Source organism: Serratia rubidaea (genome assembly GCF_016026735.1).
Lineage (GTDB): Bacteria > Pseudomonadota > Gammaproteobacteria > Enterobacterales > Enterobacteriaceae > Serratia_B > Serratia_B rubidaea.
This window is the reverse complement of record NZ_CP065640.1, coordinates 644,956-671,749: the sequence shown is the minus strand read 5'-3', so window position 1 is coordinate 671,749 and position 26,794 is coordinate 644,956. Positions and strand designations below refer to the sequence as shown.

Annotated in this window: 24 protein-coding genes; 10 read left to right on the top strand and 14 right to left on the bottom strand. The window is 55.0% G+C overall.

The genetic code is table 11. The features are described 5' to 3' along the window. Nucleotides 1–24: 24 nt before the first annotated feature. The 7 genes from I6G83_RS03075 to I6G83_RS03045 all read right to left on the bottom strand — a co-directional run bounded on the left by I6G83_RS03075 (nucleotide 25) and on the right by I6G83_RS03045 (nucleotide 7,169). Nucleotides 25–813 (bottom strand): ABC transporter ATP-binding protein, encoded by a 789-nt coding sequence (locus tag I6G83_RS03075; RefSeq protein WP_054305844.1) that lies wholly within the window; start codon nucleotides 811–813, stop codon nucleotides 25–27. Beyond that, nucleotides 807–1,805, bottom strand: a complete 999-nt coding sequence (locus I6G83_RS03070) for an ABC transporter permease (protein WP_054305845.1) — start codon at nucleotides 1,803–1,805, stop codon at nucleotides 807–809. Before I6G83_RS03070 ends, I6G83_RS03075 begins: the two co-directional genes overlap by 7 nt. Continuing rightward, nucleotides 1,786–2,835 (bottom strand): ABC transporter substrate-binding protein, encoded by a 1,050-nt coding sequence (locus tag I6G83_RS03065; RefSeq protein ID WP_054305846.1) that lies wholly within the window; start codon nucleotides 2,833–2,835, stop codon nucleotides 1,786–1,788. Before I6G83_RS03065 ends, I6G83_RS03070 begins: the two co-directional genes overlap by 20 nt. Continuing rightward, nucleotides 2,832–3,806 carry an ABC transporter substrate-binding protein gene (locus I6G83_RS03060; protein WP_054305847.1) on the bottom strand — a complete coding sequence of 325 codons (975 nt, stop codon included), beginning with the start codon at nucleotides 3,804–3,806 and terminating at the stop codon, nucleotides 2,832–2,834. Before I6G83_RS03060 ends, I6G83_RS03065 begins: the two co-directional genes overlap by 4 nt. After that, on the bottom strand, nucleotides 3,793–5,010 hold the full coding sequence (locus I6G83_RS03055) for an acyl-CoA dehydrogenase family protein (protein WP_054305848.1): 1,218 nt from the start codon (nucleotides 5,008–5,010) through the stop codon (nucleotides 3,793–3,795). Before I6G83_RS03055 ends, I6G83_RS03060 begins: the two co-directional genes overlap by 14 nt. 17 nt (nucleotides 5,011–5,027) lie before the next feature. After that, the gene (locus I6G83_RS03050; protein ID WP_054305849.1) at nucleotides 5,028–6,110 is read right to left on the bottom strand and encodes an LLM class flavin-dependent oxidoreductase; all 1,083 of its coding nucleotides are present in this window, start codon (nucleotides 6,108–6,110) and stop codon (nucleotides 5,028–5,030) included. A gap of 171 nt (nucleotides 6,111–6,281) precedes the next feature. Further along, entirely contained in the window at nucleotides 6,282–7,169 is an 888-nt protein-coding gene (locus I6G83_RS03045; RefSeq protein ID WP_054305850.1) for a LysR family transcriptional regulator, read from the bottom strand. A gap of 109 nt (nucleotides 7,170–7,278) precedes the next feature. On the opposite strand from I6G83_RS03045, the gene I6G83_RS03040 reads away from it, so the two are divergent. The 4 genes from I6G83_RS03040 (at nucleotide 7,279) to cui (ending at nucleotide 11,333) form a co-directional block, all read left to right on the top strand. Then, nucleotides 7,279–7,878 (top strand): cysteine dioxygenase family protein, encoded by a 600-nt coding sequence (locus I6G83_RS03040; RefSeq protein ID WP_054305851.1) that lies wholly within the window; start codon nucleotides 7,279–7,281, stop codon nucleotides 7,876–7,878. Between the two features lie 2 nt (nucleotides 7,879–7,880). Continuing rightward, nucleotides 7,881–9,461, top strand: a complete 1,581-nt coding sequence (locus I6G83_RS03035; RefSeq protein WP_054305852.1) for a rhodanese homology domain-containing protein — start codon at nucleotides 7,881–7,883, stop codon at nucleotides 9,459–9,461. A 52-nt stretch (nucleotides 9,462–9,513) separates the two neighbouring features. Beyond that, on the top strand, nucleotides 9,514–10,446 hold the full coding sequence (locus I6G83_RS03030) for an ABC transporter substrate-binding protein (protein ID WP_232238942.1): 933 nt from the start codon (nucleotides 9,514–9,516) through the stop codon (nucleotides 10,444–10,446). 353 nt (nucleotides 10,447–10,799) lie between these two features. Further along, on the top strand, nucleotides 10,800–11,333 hold the full coding sequence (gene cui, locus I6G83_RS03025) for a colicin immunity protein Cui (RefSeq protein ID WP_054305854.1): 534 nt from the start codon (nucleotides 10,800–10,802) through the stop codon (nucleotides 11,331–11,333). 20 nt (nucleotides 11,334–11,353) lie between these two features. Here cui and I6G83_RS23635 read toward each other — a convergent pair whose 3' ends face one another. Next, nucleotides 11,354–12,529 (bottom strand): colicin-like pore-forming protein, encoded by a 1,176-nt coding sequence (locus I6G83_RS23635; RefSeq protein WP_269151414.1) that lies wholly within the window; start codon nucleotides 12,527–12,529, stop codon nucleotides 11,354–11,356. 400 nt (nucleotides 12,530–12,929) lie between these two features. Between I6G83_RS23635 and I6G83_RS03015 the strand changes: the two genes are divergently transcribed. Next, on the top strand, nucleotides 12,930–13,349 hold the full coding sequence (locus I6G83_RS03015; protein ID WP_054305856.1) for an Exc2 family lipoprotein: 420 nt from the start codon (nucleotides 12,930–12,932) through the stop codon (nucleotides 13,347–13,349). 109 nt (nucleotides 13,350–13,458) lie between these two features. Here I6G83_RS03015 and I6G83_RS03010 read toward each other — a convergent pair whose 3' ends face one another. From I6G83_RS03010 to I6G83_RS03000, 3 genes are read right to left on the bottom strand one after another with little or no spacing between them, the layout of a single operon-like run. Continuing rightward, nucleotides 13,459–14,760: a cytosine permease gene (locus tag I6G83_RS03010; RefSeq protein WP_054305857.1), complete on the bottom strand. Its 1,302-nt coding sequence runs from the start codon at nucleotides 14,758–14,760 to the stop codon at nucleotides 13,459–13,461. A gap of 20 nt (nucleotides 14,761–14,780) precedes the next feature. Further along, nucleotides 14,781–15,470, bottom strand: coding sequence for a helix-turn-helix transcriptional regulator (locus I6G83_RS03005; RefSeq protein WP_054305858.1), 690 nt, complete (start codon nucleotides 15,468–15,470; stop codon nucleotides 14,781–14,783). A gap of 17 nt (nucleotides 15,471–15,487) precedes the next feature. Beyond that, nucleotides 15,488–15,898, bottom strand: coding sequence for a GNAT family N-acetyltransferase (locus I6G83_RS03000; RefSeq protein WP_054305859.1), 411 nt, complete (start codon nucleotides 15,896–15,898; stop codon nucleotides 15,488–15,490). Nucleotides 15,899–16,216: 318 nt separating this feature from the next. Here I6G83_RS03000 and I6G83_RS02995 point away from each other — a divergent pair, with 318 nt between their 5' ends. The 3 genes from I6G83_RS02995 to I6G83_RS02985 are packed head-to-tail and all read left to right on the top strand — an operon-like array spanning nucleotide 16,217 to nucleotide 17,381. Continuing rightward, the gene (locus tag I6G83_RS02995; protein ID WP_054305860.1) at nucleotides 16,217–16,666 is read left to right on the top strand and encodes an STM2901 family protein; all 450 of its coding nucleotides are present in this window, start codon (nucleotides 16,217–16,219) and stop codon (nucleotides 16,664–16,666) included. Next, nucleotides 16,660–16,983 carry a DUF1493 family protein gene (locus tag I6G83_RS02990; protein WP_054305861.1) on the top strand — a complete coding sequence of 108 codons (324 nt, stop codon included), beginning with the start codon at nucleotides 16,660–16,662 and terminating at the stop codon, nucleotides 16,981–16,983. The genes I6G83_RS02995 and I6G83_RS02990 overlap by 7 nt, the downstream gene beginning before the upstream one ends. Further along, nucleotides 16,971–17,381 (top strand): TetR family transcriptional regulator C-terminal domain-containing protein, encoded by a 411-nt coding sequence (locus tag I6G83_RS02985; RefSeq protein WP_161805781.1) that lies wholly within the window; start codon nucleotides 16,971–16,973, stop codon nucleotides 17,379–17,381. The genes I6G83_RS02990 and I6G83_RS02985 overlap by 13 nt, the downstream gene beginning before the upstream one ends. 152 nt (nucleotides 17,382–17,533) lie before the next feature. Here the strand turns inward: I6G83_RS02985 and I6G83_RS02980 are convergent, their stop codons facing one another. Then, on the bottom strand, nucleotides 17,534–17,884 hold the full coding sequence (locus I6G83_RS02980; protein WP_152972186.1) for a hypothetical protein: 351 nt from the start codon (nucleotides 17,882–17,884) through the stop codon (nucleotides 17,534–17,536). Between the two features lie 521 nt (nucleotides 17,885–18,405). On the opposite strand from I6G83_RS02980, the gene I6G83_RS02975 reads away from it, so the two are divergent. Next, nucleotides 18,406–18,939 carry a hypothetical protein gene (locus I6G83_RS02975; RefSeq protein WP_152972187.1) on the top strand — a complete coding sequence of 178 codons (534 nt, stop codon included), beginning with the start codon at nucleotides 18,406–18,408 and terminating at the stop codon, nucleotides 18,937–18,939. 975 nt (nucleotides 18,940–19,914) lie between these two features. On the opposite strand, the gene acs is transcribed toward I6G83_RS02975, so the two are convergent. Both acs and I6G83_RS02965 read right to left on the bottom strand, forming a co-directional pair. Beyond that, a complete protein-coding gene (acs, locus tag I6G83_RS02970; protein ID WP_156484025.1) occupies nucleotides 19,915–21,870 on the bottom strand; it encodes an acetate--CoA ligase in 1,956 nt (651 codons plus the stop codon). 1,352 nt (nucleotides 21,871–23,222) lie between these two features. Continuing rightward, nucleotides 23,223–24,989 (bottom strand): sigma-54-dependent Fis family transcriptional regulator, encoded by a 1,767-nt coding sequence (locus I6G83_RS02965; protein WP_054306248.1) that lies wholly within the window; start codon nucleotides 24,987–24,989, stop codon nucleotides 23,223–23,225. Nucleotides 24,990–25,252: 263 nt separating this feature from the next. Here I6G83_RS02965 and exaC point away from each other — a divergent pair, with 263 nt between their 5' ends. Further along, nucleotides 25,253–26,773 (top strand): acetaldehyde dehydrogenase ExaC, encoded by a 1,521-nt coding sequence (gene exaC / locus I6G83_RS02960; protein WP_054306249.1) that lies wholly within the window; start codon nucleotides 25,253–25,255, stop codon nucleotides 26,771–26,773. Nucleotides 26,774–26,794: the final 21 nt, after the last annotated feature.

The window sequence follows — 26,794 nt, the reverse complement described above, 5'->3', positions numbered from 1 at the left end:
TAGGTTGATAAGCGTTGGCCGCGATCACCAGTCGATTCCCTGGCCCAGTATTTTCAGGATGTCTTGCCGGTGCTGGATCAGTAGCGGATCGTCACGGTGGCGCGGATAAGCCAGCGGCACCGTAAACTGCGCCAGGATCCGGCTCGGACGCGGCGACAGGACGATCACCCGATCGCTCAGCAGCAGCGCCTCTTCAACATCGTGCGTCACCAGCAGGCTGGTATAGCCCCGGCTTTGCCAAAGGTTAATCAGTTCGCGCTGCATACCGATACGGGTCAGCGAGTCCAGTTTTCCCAGGGGTTCATCCAGCAACAGCAGGCGCGGTTCGTTGAGCAGGGCGCGTGCCAGCGCGGCGCGCTGCGCCATGCCGCCGGACAGCTGCCGGGGATAGGCATGGGCGAACTCACCCAGGCCGATACGGCTAATCAGCCTGTCGGCCTTGTGCTCCTGACCGCCGAGCCTTTGCGCCTGCGGCCCGAGCAGCACGTTCTGCCGTACCGTCCGCCATGGGTAAAGCGTGGGATCCTGAAAAACCAGAATTCGCTCGGGGCTGGGGGCGTCAATAGGTTGAGCGTCGGCCAGCAGGCGGCCGCTTTGCCGCGCCTCCAGCCCGGCCAGCAGGCGCAGGAGGGTGGATTTCCCGCAGCCGGATGGCCCCAGCAAAGAGACGCTCTCGCCGGCGGCAATGCTAAGGCTGATGTTGTCCAGCACGGCGATGTCCCGGTTATCCAGGGCGAAGTTGTGGCTGACGTTCTGCACGTCTATCGTGATGCCCGCGCTGGTTATCTGCGCCTGGGCGGCCTGAGCTACCATTTCATCACTCCTTGTTGCCAGCTGAGCAGACGGTTGCGTACGAAAAACAGCAGGCTAATCAGCCCCGAACACAGAAAGGCCATCACGATCAGCGCGGCATACATATTCGGGTAGGCGGCCCAGCCCTGCGCCCACTGTAAGTAAAAGCCGATACCGGCCTTGACCCCGACCATTTCCGCGACGATCAGCACCGAGAACGAGGCTCCCAGCCCCATAAACACCCCGACAAAAACGTTAGGCAGGGCGGCGGGAATCGCCACGTGGAAAATCAAAAAGCGTTGGCTGGCGCCCAGGGTGCGCGCCACGTCGTAATAGGCCTTATCGATATTGGCGACGCCGGACCAGGTGAGAACGGTTACCGGAAACCAGGTTGCCAGTGCGATTAAAAACACGCTGGCGCCAAAGCTGCTGGGGAAGATAAACAGGCACAGCGGCAGCAGGGCGGTCGAAGGCACCGGCCCCAGCAGGCGCAGGATCGGATGCACCCAGTAGCCGATGCGCTGCGACCAGCCGATAGCCATGCCGCTGATAAAGCCGGCCAGGGTGCCAATCATCACCCCCAGCAGTAATAACGACAGCGAGTGGTACAGGCTGTTGAGCAGCCGCGGCCAGTCGGTGAGGTACACCTCAATCAATGCCTGCGGCGGGGCGAAAAACGGCAGCGGCAGCGCGCCGGTTTTCGCCGTGAGCAGCTCCCACAGGCTGAACAACAGCGGCAGAGCGATCAGCCATTGCCCGGCGCGCAGCAGGCCGCGCCCGCGCCGATGCCAGCGCCGGTAGCTGAGCGCCAGAACCAGCAGCGTGACGCCCAGCGCCAACTGCAGCCCGCTCCAGGCCTGGCTGTACGGCCACGAGCGGCCGTGGTCAGGCCAGAAGGTGGTGATAAACCCGGCGGCCAGCCAGCATGCCGCCGCCAGCAGGCCGGTGAGCCAGAGCGGCCGCGCGGCGCTTTTTTCGCGTTTCTCGGCCCGGTCAAGCAAATACGTTGGCATAAATACTCTCGGCAAACTGGTGGGGATCGGTACTGGGCTTAATCACCTGCACCCGCTGTAAATCGCTGACGTATTGCGTCAGTTCGTTGACAAAGGCCGGCCCGACCGCGTGATGACCGTGCGCCTGGCCGTGGAGAATGCCGGCCACTTCTTTGACATTGGTGTTCAGCGCGTGGGCCATAAACGCATCGGCCACGCTTTCGGGGTGTTCTGCCGCGTAGCTGTGGGCATCCAGCAGCGCCTGCGTCAACGCCGCCGCCACGGGCTGGCGATCGCGCGCCAGGGATCCGCTGACGCCGACCACGCAGCAGCTGAGGTTGGCGTATTCGCCGCTCATATTGCTGGCCAGCAGCCGGTACTTACCGCTGTCCAGCAAGCGGTAGCTGAATGGCTCGCTGCCGCTGATGGCGGCGATCTCCTGTTTATCCAGCGCAACGCTCAGTAAATCCGCCGGGTAGACTTTCCACTGCACGTCGGCGATGGGATCGACGCCGTGGCGTTTGAGCAGGATGGCAAAGAAGTTCTTGTCGGGGCCGGCCATGTCGGTCACGCCGATCGTTTGGCCCTTCAGCGTGTCCAGACGGGTAAACGGGCTGTCTTTGCTGGTCAGTAAATTCAGGCAGCCGCCGTGGGTGCCGGCGGTGAGTTTCACATCAAAACCCTGTTCCAGCGCCTTCAGCCAGCGCAGGGCCATACCGATGCCCGCATCGGCCTTGCCGGTGGCGATCGCTTCCAGGAGCAGGTCGGTCGAGCTGCCGAAATTGACGAACTCAACGTCCAAATTATATTTGCTGAAAAAGTGTTGCTGCTCCGCCACCGTGACGGGCGCGATGCACACCGCGCTCTGGTTAATGGCCAGCTTCAGCTTATACGGCGCGGGCAGGCGCAGCGCATGGCCCTCCGCCTGCGGCATGGCCGACATATCGTGGGCGAATAGTCTGGGCGAGATGCCGGCTAACAACGGCGCCGCCAGCAGGCCGCTGCTCAGACTGAGGAAGCGACGGCGTGAATACCGGGCAGTGTGTTTCATGGCTGGTCTCCCTGCGGTTGTTGCGTCAACGGCGGTATGCTGAACCCCCGGTCAAAGGTGCGGGTAACGTCAAGCGGCTGCCGAATCAGCCCGTTAGCCAGATAAAAGTCGGCGGTGGCTTGCTGTTGGTGAACGGTTTGTTCATCAATCCGTTGCCAGCGTAGCCGGCGGCTGGCGAACTGTTCGCGCGCAATATCGGGCGGGAACCTGATGATTTTCCCCAGCGTTTCGCCGTAGCTGTCGAGATTGGCGTAGGCCCAGCGCTCCGCCTTGGCCAGACGATTGAGGTAATCCTGCAGAGCCTGGCGTTTGGCGCTGTCGCCGAGTGCGGCATCGGTGGCCGCCAGGAAGGTGTTGCCCGGCAGCAGGCCGGCGCCGCTGACCAGCACATGCCCTTGCCCGGTTTTCACCAACTGGGTCGTGTAGGGTTCCCAGGTGGCCCAGGCGTCGACCGAGCCGCTGAGCAGGGCGATCTTGGCATCCACGGGGCCTAAAAAGACCAGTTGGACGTCCGCGGTGGTCAGGCCGGCCTGCTGCAGCGCCTTCAGCGCGACAAAGTGGCCGATGGAGCCTTTACCGGTGGCGATGCGTTTGCCTTTCAGATCCCGGCCGCTTTTTAGCGGCGAGTTCTCCCCGACCAGAACCGCCGTGCCCGCCGGATTGCTTTTATCGACCGCAACGGCTTTCACCGGTGCGCCTTGCGCAAGGGCAAACAGCAACGGCGCATCGCCAATGATGCCGGCATCAACCGCGCCGGCGTTGAGCGCTTCGGCAAGCGGGGCGGCGGCAGGGAATTCGGCCCATTTGATCGCGTAAGGGAGGTTGCTGAGCGCGTTGGCCGCCTCCAGTTGTGAACGCATACCGCCTTTTTGATCGGCGATACGCAAGGTAACCCGCGTCTCGGCGGCCAGCGCCTGGCCGGTCAGTGCGAGCAGCAGTACAGCACCCAGAGTGTGTTTAAGACGCCACATAGTGATCCTTATCCTTCGGTGTAAAGTCAGTGCCCTGCGCGACGCCGGTCAAGGCCGCTTTGCCGGCGTTAACCCATGCGCTGTCGTTCTGCGGAGTATGTACCCGGCCGCACAGCACGTTGCGGTAGTGACGCTCCAGCGGGTTGTGGCGCGTCAGGCCGTGGTTACCGGTCAGCGCCAGCGCTTTGCCCACCGCATTGACGGCGTTTTCGGTGATGGTGATTTTCGCCAGATTGGCCTGTTCGGTGGTGAAGGCCTGCGCGGCCGCCTGACGCAGCAGGCTTTGGTTGACCAACAGCATTTCATCGATCTGCCCGACGTTTTCCTGCACGCGGGGCAGCGTGGCCAAAGGGACGCCGAGGCTGGCCGGCACGCGCTGCTGCAACCAGCCGAGCAGCCAGCGACGCGCCGTCTGGGCAATGCCGTCATAAATGGCCGCCAGCAGGGCCGTATGGGCGTTGGCGGCGGTCTGGATCCGCGCCGTATTGGGCGCCGGCGGCTGACCGGCCGGGTAAACGCTCACCGCATGGCTGAGCGGCACCTCAACGTTTTGCAGCACCACTTCATGGCTGCCGGTGGCGCGCATTCCCAGGTGGTTCCAGCTGGGGGTAAGGGTGATGCCCGCGCTGCTGCGCGGCACCAGCCAGGTGCCGACCAACGGGGTAGCGTCATCGCTGCGCGCCCAGACCGCCAGCCAGCTCAGCCCCTCAATGCCGGTGGTATAAAGCTTATGGCCGTTGAGCCGCCAGCCCGTCGGCGTGCGCGTCGCCACGGTGTGGGGCAGGCCGCCGCGCGTCGGGGAGCCGAGTTCCGGCTCTACCCGCAGGCTGTTGAGCAGCGCGCCGTGCCGCACCGCGCTGTGACTGACGGCGCTGCGCAGCGGCTCTGGCCAGTCGGTATCGGCAGCCAGGCGCAGGTGATGCAGATACTGCATGCAGACGATGAGCGCGGTTGAGGGTTCGCCCTGCGCGATGGCGCTGACCACCTGCTGCAGGACGGCAAGGCTGGCGCCCGCACCGCCGTAATCTGGCGCGCAGGCTAGCCCCAGCAGGCCATGCTGGTGCAGCCAGGCCAGATTGGCGTGCGGGAACGCGCCGCTGCGGTCGAGCTCGGCGGCCTGCTGCGCCAGCTGCGCGCGGATTTGTTCAAGCGGCGGGTGAATGTGCTGCTGCCCAAGCGACGGCGTAGAGCGGAGCGATGGCATGCGGAATCCCCTTGTCGTCAGGCGCTTTGTCTGGCGTCGCGCTGGGCGATTTTGGCGCGGGCGATCGGCAGCAGCTCTTTACCGTATTCCTCGGCATCGTTAAGCGGGTCGAAACCGCGAATCAGGAAATTATTCACCCCCAGATCGTAGTAATCGAGCAGGGCGTCGGCGACCTGCTCCGGGGTGCCCACCAGCGCGGTTGAGTTGTGCCCGCCGCCGTACAGTTTGGCGATGCCGGTCCACAGGCGTTTATCCACCACGTTGCCCTGCGCTGCGGTGGCCAACAGGCGTTGCGCGCCCACGCTGTTGGGCTTGTTTTTCGCCCCGACGCCGCGCTGCGCGACATGTTCTGTGGCGACGTGCAGGATTTCTTCCGCTTTTTCCCAGGCCTGTTTTTCTGTGGCGGCAATGATGGGCCGGAAGGAGACGCTGAAGTCGAGCTGGCGCTGGTGTTTGGCCGCTTCAGCCCGCACGCGCTGGATGGTTTCCTGGGTTTGCGCCAGCGATTCGCCCCACAGGGCAAAGACATTGGCGTGTTTGCCGGCGACGGCGATGGCCGCGTCTGACGAGCCGCCGAAAAAGATGGGGATATGCGGCGTCTGGAGCGGTTTGATGGCGGAAAAGGCCTGCTCGACCCGGTAGAAATCATTGTGGGCATCGAATGGCCGATCCTGGGTCCAGGCCTGACGCACGATGTCTAAAAACGCATCGGTGCGGGCATAGCGTTGATCGTGATCGAGATAGTCGCCGTCGCGGCGCTGCTCTGCGTCATTGCCGCCGCTGATGATATGCACCGCCAGACGACCGTTCAGCAGATGCTCCAGAGTGGCGAATTTGCGCGCCGCCAGGGTAGGGGCAACGAACCCCGGCCGGTGCGCCAGTAAGAATTTGATGTTCTGCGTCGACAGCCCGGCAAGCGCGGTGACCAAAAAACCGTCGGGTTGATCGGACCAGTGGCCGACCAGCAGCCGATCAAAGCCGGCAGCCTCATGAACTTGCGCAAAGCGGACAATATAGTCGCTGTCGAATATCGGGCCTGCCGGGGGGATGATTTCCGAAGACAGGCGGTGGCCGATCATGCCTAAAAATTGGACGCTCATTAGAACTCCTTGCCAGGATGCGTGATAGGGCTTGGCCGCTGCCTACGGATTGGCGATAAGCAGCGCTGTTTTTATACCCTATACGCAAGGTTCTAATGATCTAAATGCATTTTTATCATATCTTAATATGCATATAATTTATTATTGGGCTAACTCATTATTTTTATTCAATTAGTGCAACAGTTCCTGCACGATCTTCTCGGCAAAAAAAGTGGTGGGTTGCTGCAGGTTACCCAGCCCCCGGCTGCTGACCTGCCACAGCTGCACTTTCGGCTGGAAGTCGGCCAGTTCCATCACGGCGATCTCATGCTGATGCGGGCTGTGGATTAACGCGGCCTTCGGCACCAGCCCCAGCCCCAGGCCTTGTGCGACCAGGCTGATTTGCAACTGTGCGCCTGCGGTTTCCACGTTGATTTTCAGCCCCAGACTTTGCGACTGTAAATCGCGGGTTAGGCCGGCGCGCAGGCCGCAACCGTCGGGGTTCAATATCCAGCCGTGGTGGGCGCAGTCGCTGAGGCGGGTGGCGCTGAGATTGAGGTGCTTACTGGCGATCACGACAACCTCCAGCGGGCACAGCGCTTTTGCCTCCAGGCTGCCATCGAAGGTTTGCTGCGCCGGCCCCATGGCGAGCAGGCTGTCCAGCTCAACGTTTTCCAGACGTTTGAGCAACTGCCCGCCCCAGCCGCACATGACCTGCGGGCGCAGCTGCGGGTAATGTTGGCCGAGGGCCGCCAGCGCCGGCTGCAAGGCAATTTCACTCAGACTTTGCGGGATCCCCAGCCGCAGCGGGCCGCTGGGCTCTGCATCCTGATTAAGTAAGCTTTCCAACCGCTTGGTCTCACGTTTGATCGTCAGGCACTGTTCATACACGCGGCGGCCGATGGCGGTCAGTTTCAGCGGTTTGGTCTGGCGATCCAGCAGCGTGGCGCCCAGGCTTTGCTCAAAGCTTTGCAGGCGGCGGGTGATGGCGGACTGGCTGATGCCAAGGTGTTCCGCGGCCCGGTTCAGCGAAGCAAACTGCACTACTGCCAGCAGCGCATCAATATCGTCTGTACGCATGGGTTTCCTGTTTATGTGTATTGTGCATTTTAGTTTATCAAAAAAATGCATTTAGTTAATGTTTGGTTCTCTGTTAGCGTGCTAGGCAGGCCTCAGACAGGAAAGCCTTATGACAACGCCATTACCTTTAGACCGTTTACGTCAGTTCATCAAACATCTGGAGCAACTGCATCAGCAGCCGCTGAGCGATGCGGCGCGACTGGCACAGGCAGCGCCGCGGCTGGCCGAGCTGGTGCGGCAGGATGACTGGCTGGCGGAAGAATACGCCGCTCCTCATCCTCAGCACTATCAACAGTACCTGCTGCATATGGATGCCGAGCAGCGCTTTTCCATCGTCAGCTTCGTTTGGGGGCCGGGACAGATTACGCCGATCCATGACCACCGCGTGTGGGGGCTGATTGGCGTGCTGCGCGGCGCTGAAATTAACCAGCGCTACGTGCTGGACGCCCAGGGGATGCCCCGAACCGCGGGCGACGCCGAGCGGTTAACCGTCGGCCAGGTGGCGAAGCTGTCCGAGCAGGACGGGGATATTCACCAGGTCCGCAATGCGTTTAGCGATCGCGTTTCGATCAGTATTCATGTGTATGGCGGCAATATCGGCGCCGTCAGGCGTGCGGTGTACAGCGAAAGTGGCGTCGTGAAGCCCTTCGTTTCCGGCTACTCCAATCCGCAACCGACTCATATCTTGGACTTTTCTAAGGACGTGTAACTATGACTGCCTTTGTTTACCGTGATTTTCCCACGCTGCGCGCCGCGTTAGTGGCTGGTCAGGAACTGGCGTTGATCGATGTGCGTGAAGAAGCCGAGTTTGCGGCAAGCCACCCGCTGTTTGCGGTGAATATTCCGCTGAGCAAACTGGAGCTGGAAATCTATCGGCGTATTCCGCGCCGTACCACGCCGATCGTCGTTTATGACGCTGGCGAAGGGTTGGCTGAGCAGGCGGCAGGGCGATTGCGGCAGTTCGGCTACGACGATGTTGCCCTGCTGAGCGGCGGTCTGGCGGGCTGGCGTGCCGCCGGCGGTGAAATTTTTCAGGACGTGAATACGCCCAGCAAGGCGTTTGGCGAACTGGTGGAAAACCGCAGGAACACGCCATCGCTGACCGCAGAGCAGGTTAAGGCGCTTATCGATCGCCATGCCGATGTGGTCATCGTTGATGCGCGCCGCTTTGATGAGTATCAGACCATGAGCATCCCCACCAGCACCAGCGTGCCGGGCGCGGAGTTGGTGCTGAGGATCCATGCGCTGGCGCCGAATCCTGACACCCGGGTTATTGTTAACTGCGCCGGGCGTACGCGCAGCATTATCGGCACCCAGTCGCTGATTAATGCCGGCATCCCCAATCCGGTGGCGGCGTTACGCAACGGCACCATCGGCTGGGGGCTGGCGGGGTTTGCGCTGGAACACCAGCAGCAGCGCCGCTACCCGGATAGCGCGGATAATCTGGCGCAGGCCCGACAGCAGGCGCGGCGGGTAGCCGATGAGGCCGGCGTAAGGCGCATTGACCGTGAAACGCTGGCGTTATGGCAGCGGGATACGGCGCGCACCACCTACCTGTTTGATGTACGCAACCCCGAGGCGTATCGCGCCGGGCATGTGGCGGGCAGCCACAGCACGCCGGGCGGGCAGCTGGTGCAGGAGACGGATCACTATGCCAGCGTACGCGGCGCCCGCGTGGTGCTGGTGGACGATGACGGCGTGCGCGCCAATATGAGCGCTTCCTGGCTGGCGCAGATGGGCTGGGAGGTCGCGGTGTTAGACGGCCTGACTGCCGATGATTTTAGCGAGCAGGGCGATCCCGCCGCCGTGCTGCCGCCGGCGCCGCCGGCAGATGAAATCACTCCCGCGCAGCTGGCTGAACTGCTGGAGCAGCCGGGGACGGTGCTGTTGGACTTTACCACCAGCGCCAACTACGTGGCGCGCCATATTCCCGGCGCGCACTGGGTTATCCGCTCGCGGCTGCCGTTGGCATTGGAAAACCTGCCGCCGGCCGAACGCTACGTGCTGACCTGCGGCAGCAGCCTGCTGGCGCGCTATGCGGTTCCGGACGTGGCCGCGCTGACCGGCAAGCCGGTACGGCTGCTGGCCGGCGGAACGCAGGCGTGGATCGCCGAAGATCGGCCGCTGGTGAGCGGGGAAGGTCGCCTGATCTCACCGCGGATCGATCGTTACCGCCGTCCGTATGAAGGGACGGACAACCCGCGTGAGGCGATGCAGGCGTATCTGGACTGGGAGTTCGGGCTGGTGGCGCAACTGGAACGTGACGCCACGCATGGCTTTAACGTGCTCTGAATCATCAGGCAAGACATGGCCGGTAAAGAGGAACGGTAGGATGAAGGTTGCTGTGTTAATTCGGGCCGCGGGGCTGAGCGCCGCGCTGCTGATGACATCGTTGGCGCACGGGGCGATCGGCGATGCCAGCTTGGTGCTGGGCGATCAGGCGCGCGGGCTGCGCAGTCTGGTTGAGGCCGCCGGCGTGATGAAAGATGCGCCCTATCAGTATCGGTGGGCCAATTTCCAGGGGGCGGCGCCGCTGTTTGAAGCGCAGCGCGCAGACGCCGTAGATACCTCCTATGCCGGGGATCTGCCGATCTTAATGGCCGCGGCGGGCGGGGTGGATTTTAAGTTAATTCAGACCAACGTGGGTTATGCCCAGTCTAACGGGATTATCGTGCCCAAAGATTCACCGCTCCACAGCGTCCGCCAGTTGCAAGGGCAGACGGTGGTGGTGTCGTCGGCGCGCGGCAGCATTTCGCAAAATCTGCTGTATGCGGCGCTGCAAGAGGCCGGGCTACAGCGGGAAGATGTACAGATCCAGTTTGTGATGCCCACCGACGCCAGCGCGGCATTCAATACCGGCAGAGTCGCCGCCTGGGCGGTGTTTGATCCCTATCTGGGCGTTGCGGAGCAGAACGGTGCGCGCCTGTTGCGCGATGGCCAGGGATTAACGCCGTCGCTTGGCTTTTTGACCGCCACCACGCGCTCACTGGCCGACCCGGACAAGCGGGCGGCCATTAAAGACTTTGCCGAACGCGTCGCCAAGGCGCGGCAGTGGGCGCTCGACAACCCGGAAGAATACGCCAAGGTTTACGCACGGCTGACGCGTCTGCCGCTCGATACCGCCCGACGCATTGCGAGCCGTACCTCCAAAGGTGTGCATAGCGTTAGTCAGCAGGATATCGACAGGCTGCAACCGGTGGCTGATTTGTTTTATCAGTTAAAGATATTACCGAACCCTGTGCAGGTGGGCGCTTTGGTTGATAAGTCATTGAGATAATACGGCCGGCATAGGCGATGTCTTCGGGGGCGGTGTCCGATGAAGAACCTTCCCCGGAAAATGAAAAATCCGCCGCAGGCGATTTGTATAAATAGGGGGAGTCGGACTGTCGGCAGTTGGGGTGCCCCTATCTTTTTTTCAGGCTTTTTGTTAGATGAATGCGCTCTCTTTTTTCTGATAGAACCTCATTGTGTTGCTACTCCTGCTGGATTTATTCGTTATCATAGTGAATACTCATTGAGCGGGTGCTGATAAGCTATAACTTATTGTTAATAAGCATGAATAATTCAATTTATTATTAATTTTCGTTATGGTTTTCAGGGTGAAATAAATGTGATGGTGGTATATTTAAAATGGATATTCGTAATGAGGTTGATAACGGTGGTCAGGTGGCAAAAGTGATGTTTCTTGTCCTGTTTGTTGCTCTGTTGCCATTTTTTTTCATAATTGGTATTTACGTTCAAGATCCAACATCTACCATGTTGAATAACGTTGCCTCTATTACCCGTCACCTGCCTGCAATTTATTCATTTAAAAGTCCTTTATTAAGCAAGGTGATGGATGTTTATGTGAAAACATCACCATTTGTTGCTTTTGTTTTGTTTTTGATTACAAACAAAAAACTTAGGTTAAAAAAAGATAAGTCAAAATGGTATTTGTTAAGACTCTATCTTTTGTTCTCTTTTTTTTACATGGTATTGATTTATAGCTTCTTGCTTACTAATAAAGAGTTAACTAACTCGGCCCGGGTACTTAACCTCATGTCTACAAATGACATTTTCTTGTCATTCTTTTATATTAGCCTGTACTGTGTTATTTTTTTGTTTACTTATTTATATCTTTGGTTTTTTATCGGTACGTTTAGGGCCTTTAAAGAAAGGTGGTAAAACCACCTCTCTTTACTTTATTAATTCACTTGGCGAATTATTTCTTTATTTATCCTATCGGCCATTCCTGCATCAATAAACGAAGCTAAGTAGCTTATTCCTATGATTCCAAATATATTTAAAGCTGTTATTGCCAGGCCGGGGAGAGACATTGCACCAATGATGGCGCCAAACAATGCGATAGCCAGACTTGCCGCCATACCACTCAGAACCCAGGATTCCACCTCTAGCATTAGGGGAGCCCAGTTCCCTGTTTCATATCCCTCTATGCTCTTCTTTCGAACTTTATCAACCTTTATTGCTACATCAGCGACTTTGAACGCCCTACTTAGATTCCCAAGCTTGTTTGCCATATCGTTGGCATTCAGGAGTTTCCACGCATTACTCAGCGCCTCACTGTCACCTTTTTTTATTTTCATTCCTGGGTTGGCCAGGATTTTATTTAGGGATGCCATGGCATCGGTATGGCTGCGAATGGTTTTTCCTTGAAAGTTTCTAACGTTTTCGGCGATTTCCTTTGACACTGATTTGTATTTTTCACCAATAACATCGCCGATTTTACCCCCCATGTCAGCGAGCAGTTCACTGGCTTTTGTTAATGCCTCTTTCTCGTCTTTTTTTAAATTTTGCTCTTCTATGATTTTACGGACTAAATCAATCTTAGCTAGCTCAAATTTGGCTCCAAGAGTTGCTTGTCGTGCGTTGGTTATTCTTACGCCCGAGTCTGAGTGATTAGCCCAGAAAGCATTATCCCTAATGATTTTATGCAATGTAGTGATGCGAGAATCAGAAATATCACCACCATATTGTTCTGTAATATTACTATAACTTTTAGTACCGCTGTTACCGCTGTCATTGAGTAAATCCGCAGGTGCCGGACCCAAATTGGTTCTGGCAGGATGTATATCATCATCGACCATAACGAAACCTTGAGTGACGGCCATGATGTTTCGATCTTCATCAATATAATAAAAAAGAATATGTTGCGGGTTTATACCTAGAGCTTTGGCTCGTGACTCACCGACAATTTGGAGCCGTGAAGAACGTTTTCCGCCAGACGAAGAACTCCCTCCATTTCCCCCAGCATTTCCACTGGGTCCTGTTGGGCCTGGGCGACCGCTTGAACCCGAAACTGTCATGCTGTCCTCATTGCGTGGTGCAAGCAGCTTAAACTTTGTGTTTGTATTAAAAAACATGTTTACCTCCGTAAACTGACTATAAATTATCCTTAATTAATACTGTACATATATACAGTATTGGGTAATTTACAAGCACTCCACGTCGATGTCAACCCAAGGGGACGGAGGTTACTCGCTTGAGTTATTCTCATTATCCGGCGAACTGGGATGGTTTTCTGAACTTGCGTTTTCATGTCGGGATTTCTGCTGTCGTCAAATGTATTATGGTGAGCGTTTTCACTGTCGTTATTACCTGTAATCTCGACCAATTTATATAGTGAATGACAGTGAAGGTTCGTATAGAAAAGTGTTATTTTTATTCCGCTTTCCCTGGGCTCCTGACACTCTTTACCTGGGCGGTATAAGGAGAGGGAGTGCAAAGATTGAATAGGGAATTTTTTCTAACAAGGAGACCTTTATGAAACGACCCTATGTGATTCTTTTTGTCTCTATGCTGATTGCGGCATTGATGACATCGGCATGCGCCCCTAAAACCAGCGTTGAGCGCCATGCACGACAGTATGTTTACGCGGCAGATGAGGGTTTCGATCCGCATTTTCGTATTAAAAAGTCCGACAGCGCCCGGTTGATGGTGCCGTTCTTCCAACAGTTCCGGGAGATGGGGATCAAGGACAGGGCGGCAGGTGTGTCCCGGGATGAGGCAATGAAACGGGTTTCCCTGTTCCGTAGTGAAGATTTCCTGACATCCATTCAGGGGAAAACAACGTTTGCGGGGCGGACTTACAATGATGACCGAAACCTTTCACCAAAAGAGCGTAAGGCCATGGGGGACGCGATTGAGGGTACCTATTTGGACGGCTATGAGGGCAGGCCGTAACGACATCTGTCTAAGTTAATTTATGTCAGTGTAATCGGCCCTTTCTTCTGCAGCGAACCCTGCATTTCCCCATATAGCGCACGCCTCCTCACGGGAGGCGTGCGTTCGATCAGAGCGATTTCTGTGACGCCAGCGGTTTTTGCGCCCGGCTGAAGGCCAGTTTGAGCAGCCAATACAGCAGGCTGGCGACCACCAGGGAGTTGAGCGTCGGCACGCCCCATTCGGTCGCCAGGCCGACGGCGCCGCCGACGATGCTGGCGACGATCGCCGCCCAACCGATGGCCGCTGTTTCATCCGGCAGCCGGCCTGCACGGCGGCTTTCGTCCAGGATTTTGCGTTGGCTGCGCAGCAGATAGTAATCAACCAGCATGATGCCGATAATCGGCGGGAAGACGACGCCGAGCAGCGTCAGGAAGTCGACGAAACGGTCGAGAATGCCCAGCACCGACAGCGTGGTGCCCAGAATGCCGATGGCCAGCGTGGTGTAGGTGTACTTGAGCTTTTTGCCGGTGATGCCTTCCACCGCGTTAACGATGCCTAATGACGAGGAGTACAGGTTAAGATCGTTGACGCGCAGGGTGGAGAACACCACCACCAGCAGACCGGCGCCGCCGGCCGCTTGCGACATGATGGTCACCACGTCGGCGGTGCCCAGCGTTTTGGCGATCAGGATCGCCAGGCCGTTAACTACGAATTCGCCGGCGACGATAGTGAAGACCGTGACGCCAAGCACGTGCTTGCCGCTTTTGGCATAGCGGGTCAGATCGGGCGTCATCAGGCTGGCGACGATGGCGCCGCCGACGACGATGGTGATGCCGGCGCTGATGGTCAGCGGTTCGCCCGGTGGTGCGAGCTGGATAATTTCATGCAGGTTATGGCCGGAAAGCGTGGTCAGCGAAATATAGGCCACCAGCATGATGAACATCGGCACCGCGATGCGCGCGGCAATGCGCAGCGCTTTAAAGCCGAACGCCACCAGGATGGTCAGCAACGAGCCGGATAGCCCGGCGGCCAGGCCAAAGCCCAGTTTATTGCCCAGCGCGAAGTCGAGCGACTTGGCGAAAATGGCGTTTTGAATGCCGAACCAGCCCAGCAGACTGACGGCCACCACCACGCCGATCAGCACCGATCCCAGACGGCCGAAGCCGCACCAGCGCGCCAGCAGGCTGCCGGATATCCCCTCGCGCATGCCCGCCAGCCCCAGGCCGTAGGTCACCACGCCGAAGATCAGGCTGCCGACGAAAATGGCGCTGAAGGCATCGGCCAGCGTCATGGCGTTGCCGAGCACGGCGCCGAGCATAAATTGGTCCAGTGCGGTCAGCATGCCCATATGCACGATGGCGACGCTGAGAAACGACACTCTTTTATCCTGCGGCACCCGGGTGAGCGGATAGTCTTCGATCTTTATCACGGTGAGAGCTTCCTTGTGGTTCAGATAAACTGAATGCCCTTGGTTATCAGGCGGTCGGGGATGTAGTTATCCAGATTAGCGTAGTGGCAATACTCTTCGAACTGCTGCTGGGTATGCACATCGGCTTTCTGGTAAATGGTGTAAATGCGGTTTTCGATGGTTTTATTGCTGACGCTATAGATTTTGGCGATCTCTTTCACCGTAAACCTTTGCAGCATAAGGAAAATAACATCAAGCTCGGCCCGGGTGAACAGCGCATGATTGACCTCGCTGGTCAAGATGCTGGGCTTTTGCTGATTGATGTATTTCAGCGGCGACAAGCTGTTCAGCGGTTTGGCGTTCCAGATCACGCCAATAATCTGCTCGTCGTCGTTATAGACCGGCAGCTTTTCGCTGATAAACGGCGTCAGGCTGTCTTTACCGTACCAATAGTGCGTTTCGATCACCGTGACCCGATCGCGCGCCGCCTCTGTCATTTTATCGTGCTCGATAAAGTCGGCGGCAGAGTCGGCCCAGTCGGCGGGGAATTCGTGGTCATATTTGCCGGCGACGTCGAAGTTCAGCGGCGTATTGGTATAGAGATAAGCGGCGCGGTTCATATAGAGGTGGCGGGACTGCCGGTCCTTGATGCCCCAAGGTTCGCTCAGGTGCTCCATCATGGTGACGAGGCCCTTAAAATAAGATTCATCATTTTTCTGCGAAGAGCCCATACCCACCTCAGGCCGCGCTACAGGTTTTTCGCCAGATAATGGCGGGTGTGGCGATGCGCATAATCCCCCAGCTCGCCGTAGAGCCGGTAGCCCAGTTTTTCGTAGAAGCCTCTGGCCTGGAAGTCGAAGGTATCGACGTAAGCCATATGGCAGCCGCGCTTACGGGCTTCTTCTTCGGCCAACTGCATCAACTGGCGGCCGTAGCCGCTGTTGCGGCACCGATCGCCGACCCACAAATATTGCACTTCCAGGCCGCCCCACCAGGTGCGCGCCACCAGGCCGCCGACGATTTGCTGATTGTCGTCGGTGACGGTCAGAAACAGCGGATGAATATCTACGGGCTGCGTTTTATGGTTGTGCGCCCACAGGCTGTCTATAACGAATGCTTCATCCTGCGGATTAGGGTTGTCGGTGATGTTGATATTCATCTTTAACTTAACTCTCTGATTAATTTATTTTAAATTGAATTTATCGTATTTTGGCCAACTGATTTTAATATCACTTTGGTTTATATATTTCAAGGGTGATTTTCACCCTGTTCCATCAGGTGAGGGGACGCTTATAGTGAATGCCACGGGGTGAAGAAAACAGTGAAACAGGCGCCGCCTAAACGCTGAAATGCCTCGCCTACATCCTCTTTTCCTAAACTTGCGCCTCACCAGGGTCCCATTAGGAAACTTACCCATACATTGAAAACCCCTCCATCATTGGTTATGTTGCGAGCATGTTTAGTTGAGGGAACAGGTATGGATACTGTTGAAGAGTTGGATGGAACTTACTTTTATAAAGGCGTCGCGAACCTATCAGCGCATGAGTTGCTGTTCTGGATCATGATTGATACCGTCGAGGAACAGTTAGGCGTTCAAGATGTTTTAGGCGTCGCCGCATTAATTCTGGGTGATAATTCTATACACGTACCAGGTAAACCGGGCACAGCAACACCAGGAACGTCACACGCATCGTTATTCTTCCGCAAACACTTAAACGTGCGCTTCAAACGCGCAATTTTACCAACGGTAACAAAAGGCTCAGTGCGAAAATTCAAGGTCAGAATGGTTAACAACCTCGGGGTGTTTGTCGGCCGTGCCGTGCCGGTTCTTGGCTGGGTGATTTTGGCTAACGACATCGCCCAAATCACGGTAAAAGCCACCACGCGCTACAACAAGATTGCCCGTGGAGAGGATAAGTTATGGTAAGTGATGAGGAGGTGCTGGCCTTCTTTCGTGAAGAGCTATCCGTTCTCGCGACCTTCACGTTTAAGACTATCCCGTTAGAGCTGGATGACCCGTTGCAGGAATATGCCGAGGACGATGAAGTAAAGTTTGCCATCGGAAAATACGATGAGGTGTTCGGTGTCGATGTCTCTGCCCTGGATTGGAACAAATACTATCCCTGGCGGCATGAATGGTTCTTCAGGAAATGGTTCACCAACAAACCGTTGGTACAAAGCAAACCACCGTTGACCGTACGCATGTTTGCAGAGTCTGCCAGAGCGGGTCGATGGTTGTACTGACAATGTCGTCACTTGAGCAAACCGTTTCTGTCCGTTATTGTTACCAAGGCTTGGTAATCCTTACCAAGCTGTATTTTGCTTTTTGCTATTCATCACTTCCGGCTGCCGTGGCCGGTTTTTTTTGCCTGAATCCTGCTGTTATAGCGGACAGCCTGAACCATGAGCTAAGGCTCCGCCGTCATGAAATGTTTGTACGGCTGAAAAACTGCCTGCTGCTTGCTCAGGAAAAGCATGAGATTGCACAGTCTGCGGATTGTGAGGCCGTTGCCAGGTTTTACTTTACGGTGCAGCAGGGGATGGTGACCCGCGCCCGCGACGGGGAAACGAAGGCCCAGCTGGATACTACGGCTAAATCGGCGATGCTGCTCTGGCCGGCGTTGACTGGTTCCCTGACGTAGTTTTGATTTGGGTTAACTAGCCTTGAGGCATTGCTGAACAATGACATATGTAGGTTTGGTCAATGAGATTTTGCTGGGGAGACGTATTTTTTATAAGGTAACAAATAGATAATCGTGTGGCTGTTTTTACCAACCACCTTGGTATGGCCGCATCAACGATAGGCGGTTTGCGGTAAAATAGGAGGAGAGGGGCATTTCTTTCTACGCTTATCTTCTTCTATTCTCATATTGAACTCCTGTAGTGCATCTTGCACTATTATTTTTTCAGCACTTACTATTGTCATCCAGAATCCTACGGCCAGGGAAATAAGGCTCATTAAGTTAAAACTAGTGCTTCCCCCCCAATTACCTAGCTTACCCAGTCGGCCGAAAATAAAACATCCTACGCTTGAAAAAAGCAGAAAAACACCAAGTAACTCGATGAAATACAGGGCAGCACAACATAAGAAGAATAGGCTTATTGTCACCCAAATGATAGCTTTAGCTCCTGCATTACCCGTCATAAAAAACCATGAGATCAGAAATAATAATATTATAGTGATAAGCATCACTATGCACATGGGGACCTCTTTTTTGTATATGGTTTATTCTAATTTTTTTTCGTTTTAATTATAAAGTTCCTGTGTGCACTAATATTGTTCAATAGGGTTTTATAGCTATTAAAATAATGATAACTAAAGCGATTATGTGTATTTTTTGTTTATGTAGGGCTATTGTTGTATTTTTAACCCCCTCGGTGAGGGATAATCTTGATTACTATATTATTCAGGCGTGGAGGTGTCAACAGGAATAGAAGTCGGGTAATGAATAGCATGCCAATGTGGTGTAAATGTATGTATACGGCATATTTATAATGAGAGCATGAATTTTTATGTTTTTAGGTTGATTTTTTATTTTGTGACTGCAGGTTTAAAAATTCTCAATCTGAGCTTGTTTTTACTAAAAATATTCAGGTTGATATTATCCCCGGATATTGTCCTGATGTATAACCGTGAGGTATAATTATTTTATCATCAAGTGATACATGGATGGGGGCGGTATCTTTTTAGGGACGATTTTTTCTGCAGAGAAAAAGGCCATTTTGTTTTTTTTGGTGTTTTTACATTTTCTCCTGCTGAGCGGATTGTGGATGGCGATTTCATTATGTATTTCGCTACGAGGAGATATAACAGGAATCGTCCGCTTGGAAAAAAAGGGGCGAGCATATGATCCTGTGGCGCTCAATTTTAAGCTTGTTAACTCATCTGAACGCCCGGTGATATTGAATCATATAGAATGGGGCGATGGAAAAAGCGTTTTAGGGCGAATTATTCCAGATTGTTTACCCATCAGAATTGATAGCAGGGAGTCCAGGTGTTTACATATCCCTTTGAGTGGTAAGGGTGGTTTGGTGAGTTGGCTCGCGGGGGAAATTGATTTTTTCGGCTTGGATATAGATGGTTTAACATATTGGGTTGTTTTATCCACCGGGAATAAATATCCAGTTAGAACCGGAAGTAATATCAGTGCTGCTCTTTCCAGAGTTATGAGTAGGATTGTTTTTTTATGGAATGGTTAGTTTGTATGAGTTTTGTTTGCTGAATGCCTAAACACATCAATATTAAGTCTGTTAGTTAAGGCGGATTGCGGTATTTCTATTTGGTTAAATGTAGATTTTTTTAACAAATCATCTGTGATTGGTTTTCTTGTCTTTTTATTCGTATTTTCATATTTAAGAATTAAGGGATGTTAAGAAGGGGGGGTTAATGGCTGGCTGTTATTACGTTACCAAAAGGATCCGTCTTGGAGAAGCTAATTACATATATGTGTCGAGTTGCAATAATATTCCGCACCTTAGCAAACTTGAAGATTTAGGTCATTTTAATTCTCCATTTAGGGCAATGAGAGAGGCAAAAGAAAAAGGATACAGGCAGGTTTCGGTATGCCCTTGCAGTCAATGTCAAAATACCCGGTAATTTGAACCCGCCCTGATGGTATGTTAGACAGAGCGGGAAGGATGCGTCAGGGACTTTGACAATGTTTGCACGAGCAAACAATAACCTTTTCATACCCTCTTTTTAATGCTTCCTTTTCTGCATCTATAGGCGTGTCGAACAGTCCAAGGTATTCTCTGTAAATAATGCATGGGATATCTTTGCACCAACCAGCATGTATATCATGCATTCCCTTCGAGTTAACTATTCGACAGATGTAGTAATAATCACACATAGCAGACATTATGTTCACCATTAAAGTTGATTAGGTTGTAAAGAGTGTCGGCCCTGGTAAATATATTTTTGTTTTATAATTTTAAGGAAATTGACTAAATCTTCGCTGAGTCAGAAAGGGGCGCTGACTATCATCCGTTTTTGGCTGTGTGGTTTTCGTGGTGCGATTATTATTATGTGAGCCTTGATGTTTTTTTATCCTACTAGTCTTGGTTATAACATGATTACCTTGCTCTGGCATTTATCCGTCCTTTTATCCTGAGCGTGTAAAATAGTGACTAAATAATTTAGTCACCCTGGATTTTCTGTCAGCTTGGTTGGAATAATCAAGCAATGATCATTTTGCGTTCTTCTATAAGGCTATCGACGATTGTCGGATCCGCCAGCGTCGAAGTATCACCCAGATTACTGGTATCGCCGGCGGCAATTTTGCGCAGGATACGCCGCATGATTTTGCCGGAGCGGGTCTTAGGCAGTGAGTCGGCCCAGTGCAGGATATCCGGCGTCGCGATCGGCCCTATCTCTTTACGCACCCAGTTGCGTACTTCGGTATAGAGCTCTGGCGTCGGTTCTTCGCCGTGATTCAGCGTGATGTAAGCGTAAATCGCCTGGCCTTTAATATTATGTGGGGTACCGACCACTGCGGCTTCGGCGATTTTCGGGTGGGCAACCAGCGCCGATTCGATCTCCGCCGTTCCCAGGCGGTGGCCGGACACGTTCAGCACATCATCGACGCGGCCGGTGATCCAGTAGTAGCCGTCTTCGTCGCGTCGTGCACCGTCACCGCTGAAGTACATACCCTTAAAGGTCGAGAAATAGGTCTGTTCAAAGCGCGCGTGGTCGCCAAACAGCGTACGCGCCTGACCGGGCCAGGAGTCGACCATCACCAGGTTGCCTTCGCAGGCGCCTTCCTGCGGCGTACCGGCGTTGTCGACCAGCGCCGGCTGTACGCCGAAGAACGGCTTCGTGGCGGAACCGGCCTTCAGTTCGGTGGCGCCGGGCAGCGGGGTGATCATAAAGCCGCCGGTTTCGGTCTGCCACCAGGTGTCCATGATTGGGCATTGGCCGTTGCCTATCTTTTCGTAGTACCACTCCCAGGCTTCCGGGTTAATCGGTTCGCCCACCGAGCCCATAATGCGCAGCGAGTCGCGTTGGGTGCCTTCAATCGCCTTGTCGCCTTCCGCCATCAGCGCACGGATCGCCGTTGGCGCGGTATACAGAATATTGACCTGATGCTTGTCGATAACCTGCGACAGGCGGTTAACGCCAGGGTAATTCGGCACGCCTTCAAACATCAGGGTAATGGCGCCGCAGGCCAGCGGGCCATACAGTAAATAGCTGTGGCCGGTGACCCAGCCGACGTCGGCGGTGCACCAGTAAACGTCGCCATCGTGGTAGTCGAAGACGTATTTGAAGGTCATCGCCGCATAGACCAGATAGCCGCCGGTGGTGTGCAGTACGCCCTTCGGCTTACCGGTCGAACCGGAGGTATAGAGGATAAACAGCGGATCTTCAGCATTCATCTCTTCCGGCGGGCACTCGGCAGACACGCCGGCGGTCAGCTCGTGCCACCACAGATCGCGCCCTTCCTGCCAGTAACCGGGCTTGCCGGTACGCTGGAAGACCACCACGTTGTCGACGCTGGTTACGCCCGGGTTTTTCAGGGCATCATCCACATTCTTTTTCAATGGCACCGAGCGACCGGCGCGCAGGCCTTCATCGGCGGTGATCACCAGGCGGGCGTTGGAGTCGATGATGCGCCCGGCTACCGCTTCCGGAGAGAAGCCGCCAAAGATCACCGAGTGCACCGCCCCGATGCGGGCGCAGGCCAGCATCGCAACCGCCGCCTCTGGCACCATGGGCATATAGATCGCCACCACGTCGCCTTTTTTCACCCCCAGGCCTTTGAGCACGTTGGCGAATTGGCACACATCGTGATGCAGTTGTTTATAGGTCACATGCTTGGACTGGTCCGGGTCGTCACCTTCCCAGATAATGGCGGTTTGATCGCCGCGGGTGGCCAGATGGCGATCCAGACAGTTGGCTGCCAGGTTGAGGGTACCGTCTTCAAACCAGCGGATGCTGATGTTCCCCGGTGCGAAAGAGGTGTTTTTTACCTGAGTATAAGGCTTGATCCAGTCAACAATCTTGCCGTGCTCTCCCCAGAAGGCGGCCGGGTCCTGCACCGACTGCTGATAATACTGCTGGTATTGTGCCGGGCTAATCGGGGCACGTTCTGAAATTGCGCTGGAATTAAAAGGTCGAAACGATTCAGCCAACATATCACTTCCTTGCCGCTATAAATTAAACACCATGCCAATCATAAGGTTGGCTTCTGTATCTTATTATAAGAAAAACGCATTAGTATATAATTTTTTGCCATTATGATTGATTTCCTTAAAGTGTTCCTTTTGTAAAGTCGTTTGTTTTCAGTTGATTGCTGGTGTTTTTGTCATGCTTGTTTTTTAATTGTGAGAGAGGATGGATTTCTACGAAGGGTTTCTTACAAAGTTAAACGGCTTAATGATTCGTGATTCTTATTAGTTTTGTTTAGGTAGCATTTAGTTTTAGGTGTGTATACACGGTAGGTTGGCGGGGAAGCCTGCGGCAGGTTTCTATATGCAGGGTTGTGTGAAAAATGTTCGACAACCACGTGCGCCACGTTATGTATCGCTGATGATGAGTCGTGGAGTGGGTTGATTGCGTAGAGCGGTACGAAAAAACTCCAGAACTCTTTGCTGTTTTCTCCTGAAGGGGACCAGGCTATGGATTCATTGCGGAGCTTTGGGGGAGGCGGCCATACATTACTGAGGCCTGGGAAGGTGGCGGGAAGCATCAGTGCTGTTGATTAAATGAGCAGTTGGGTAACTTTCGCTGTGGTAGAGGCTGATGGCTATTTTTATCGATGGCACCAGAGAAGCGTTATGGATTTCGCAGAGGGGAGCGTAATGCTTTTTGCTGTCCGAGCGGGTGGTAAACCAGTTATGTAAAAAATGCTTTACGGTGCTATCGTAACTGATTTTTAAGTTTTGTTTAATTATTGCACGGCGGCTATTGAAAGTAACATCCCTGGCAAATATAGTTTCGAGAGGTAACGGATTGTCTGTCTATGTTACCTTTCCTGGTGTTGTTAATTATTTTTGCCCCTCACCTAGAGGGGCTTTTTTATTTATTTTCAATTTGTTGCATGCATTTTCTCATCGGTGTGTTTTTTTATTTTTGGTTGGGTGTTTTTTGATCTAATTGTACGTTCTGCTTTACGAATTAGATTTTTTAAAGTTAAGTTGTTTTTGATTATTTATTGAGGTGATAGTTTGTTTTGGTTATCATTTCAATCGAAAACTAACCCCCTAGTTAGTTTGTTAGTCTGTATTCGGATATTGAGATTTTTTGCCCCTTGGCAGTTAGGGGCATTTTTTTACTAGGTTTGGGATTGTATCGGCACATCAGCAGATGTGGTGCTGAAAGCTACGATGCAACGTATCTTATTACTCTGCAGACGTGGGACGTCTGCTGTTGTGATGTGAATCCTGATGAGAGATAAATACCGAATACTTCCGTTTCGCCCGGCGCTGTTTTCAGAGAGAAGCCCACAGGTGCAGATTCAGGGTTGGAGAGCTGCAAAATACCGTGATTAATCTCCCTTATCACGTGCCGCACGGCGATACAGCGTGCTGCGCGCGACGCCCAGCGCCTGCGCCGCTTTACTGATATTGCCGTCATAGCGCTGCAGCGTTTCACTGATCAGCCGTTCATCGTGACGTTCGCGCAGCGGCAGCGCTGGCGTGTGACGATACTCCGCCGGCAAATGTCTTTCGCTCAGCTCTTCGCCCTCATCGGCCAGCGCCAGCAGCACGCGCAGCAGGCTGCGTAACTGGCGCACGTTGCCCGGCCACGGCTGCCGCGCCAGCGTCGTCAGCAGCGCCGGTGACAGCCGGACGCCGCGCTGCGCGGCGCCCAGCTCCTGCCACACATCGTCAATAAAGCCCGCAATGTCCGGCCAGTCGCGCAGTGGCGGAATGGTCAGAGCAAACTCCTGCAGGCGATAGAACAAATCTTCACGAAACTCACCGTCGGCCACGCGCTGTGTCAGGTCGCGGTGCGTGGCGCAGATCACGGCAAAATTAACCGGCCAACTGCGGCTGGAGCCGAGCGGCGCCACCTCTTTTTCCTGCAGCACGCGCAGCAAACGGGTCTGCAGCGCCAGCGGCATATCACCGATTTCATCGAGGAACAGCACGCCGCCATCCGCCTCACGAATTTTGCCGATGTAGCCGTTTTTACTGGCGCCGGTAAACGCGCCTGGCTGGTAGCCAAACAGTTCGGATTCGATCAGCGCTTCCGGGATCGCCGCACAGTTGATGGCGATAAACTTGCCGGTGCGCCAGCGACTCTGCTGATGCAGCGCGCGGCTGACGTACTCCTTGCCGCTGCCGGTTTCGCCATAAATGCACAGCGAAACGCCGGCATCGAGCAGCCGCACCATTTTTGCGCCGTCACGCCGCAGCGCGCAGGGCAGATCGTATGCGGCACTGTCCGGCACGCTGAAGTGGCTGCGCTGTGGCGCGCGCAGGCGGAACCAGTAGCGCTGCATACCGATGTCGACGGCGGCGGGGATCGTGTTGGCCTGCTGCGACAGCTGTGGAAACAGCTGCTGAAACGTCAGGCTGGCAAAGCGATCGGCGCTCAACGCCAGTTCGCGCATGGCCAGCCGGTTGGCCGCCACCAGAACATTGTCAGAGAACACCAGCAGCAGCTCATCACTGGTGTCGATGCCCTGCTGCAGCGGATGCAGGCTGAGCAGCCACTGCTGTGGATGCAGGCTCTGCTTAACCCAGAGATATTCAATCTGTTTTGCCGCCGCGGCCACCCGGCTGAAGGTCTGCGGATGAGGAAAGTGCGCCGGACCGGAGACATCAATCACGCCGGCAACCTGGCCGTTTGGCATCTGCAGCGGCATTGCGGCGCAGTACAGGCCCTGATTGTGCGTCAGAAAATGCTGTCGGCCGTGAATTTCGCAGCCATCGTCAATCGCCAGCGCCGTGCCAATCGCGTTGGTGCCGCGTCCGCATTCACTCCACAGATTTCCGGGCGCCAGGGCAAAGCGCTGGGCTTTCTCCAGCGCCTGCGTGTCGCCAAAGGTATTAAGCACCAGCCCGCTGGCGTCGGATAAAATCACCACCGACTGCGTCTCCGCCATCTGCTGCGCCAGCTGTCGAATTACCGGCTGGGCAAACTGTTGCAGGCCGGCGTTGTTGGCTAATACATCGGCCAGTTCGCCCTGGCGTACGCGCGGGAAATCGTCGGCGTTGCGTTCCAGCCCATACAGCTGGCTGCGAAACCAGGAGTCGCTTAACAGTGGGTTGGCGTGCACGTCAGACGCGGCGGAATTTCCCTGCATACGTGACCTCATACCTCGGTGTAAATGTTGCAATACTGTAGCGTAATGGTTCTTTTACTGTTGCGATACGCAACACAGATACGGCTTTTTCTCTGGAGTGCCGGCAGGTTTAATGGCGGGGTTGTGAGCTAATTGATTGAAGATAAATAAATTTATAACGACATCGACGGGTTGAGAAAAAATTGGCACGCGCGCTGCTATGAAGGATGTGGGCAGTTGCGCTGCCCGTTCAGAACCTCTGACCTGATAATAAGGAGTTTGCGATGCGTTATGCACATCCCGGTACGCCCGACGCGCTGGTGACTTTCCAGGCGGCCTACGGCAACTACATCGCCGGCAACTTCACCGAGCCGCTCAGCGGCCAGTACTTTATGAATACCTCGCCAGTGGATGGCAGCGATATCGCTCAGTTTCCGCGCTCCGACGCGCGTGACATTGAGCTGGCGCTGGACGCGGCTCACCAGGCCGCTGACGCCTGGGGTAAAACCAGCGTACAGCAGCGCGCGAATCTGCTGTTGCAGGTGGCGGATCGCATGGAAGCTAACCTGGAGAAGCTGGCGGTGGCGGAGAGTTGGGATAACGGTAAACCGATTCGCGAGACGCTCAACGCCGATCTGCCACTGGCGATCGACCACTTCCGCTACTTCGCCGGCTGCCTGCGAGCGCAGGAGGGCAGCGCCGCCGAGATCGACGAAACCACGGTGGCCTATCACTTCCACGAGCCGCTCGGCGTGGTGGGGCAGATCATTCCGTGGAACTTCCCGCTGATGATGGCGGCGTGGAAGCTGGCGCCGGCGCTGGCGGCCGGTAACTGTGTGGTGCTGAAACCGGCGGAACAGACGCCGCTCGGCATTACGCTGCTGATGGAGCTGATTGGCGACCTGTTCCCGCCGGGCGTGCTGAACGTGGTGCAGGGCTTTGGCCGCGAAGCCGGTGAAGCGCTGGCAACCAGCAAGCGCATCGCCAAAATTGCCTTCACCGGTTCAACGCCGGTCGGGCGGCACATCATGGCCTGCGCGGCGGAAAATATCATTCCCTGCACCGTCGAGCTGGGGGGCAAATCTCCCAATATTTACTTCGCGGATGTGATGACGGGCGAAGAGGATTTCATTGATAAAGCGGTGGAAGGCCTGGTGCTCGGCTTCTTTAATCAGGGCGAAGTGTGCACCTGCCCCTCACGCGCGCTGATTCATGAATCAATCTATCAGCCCTTTATGGAGCGGGTGTTGGCGAAGATCGCCACCATTCGCCGCGGCGATCCGCTCGATACCGACACCATGATCGGCGCCCAGGCTTCACGCCAGCAATTTGACAAAATCCTCTCCTATATCGACATCGCCCGCCGCGAAGGCGGTCAGATTTTAGCCGGAGGGGAGCGGGCGCTTATCGCCGCCGAGCTGGATAACGGATTCTACATCCAGCCCACGCTGATCAAGGGCAACAACCAAATGCGTTGTTTCCAGGAGGAGATTTTTGGGCCGGTGATTGGCGTCACCACCTTCAGCGATGAGGCAGAGGCGCTCGCCATCGCCAATGAAACGCAGTTTGGGTTGGGGGCGGGCGTGTGGACGCGCGATACCAATCTGGCGTATCGCATGGGGCGCGGCATTAAAGCCGGCCGCGTCTGGACCAACTGTTATCACATCTATCCCGCACACGCGGCGTTCGGCGGTTACAAGCAGTCTGGCGTCGGGCGTGAAACCCACAAAATGGCGCTTAGCGCCTATCAACAAACCAAAAATCTGCTGGTCAGCTATGACACAGCGCCGTTGGGCCTGTTCTGAGTCCACATCCGATCAAATGGA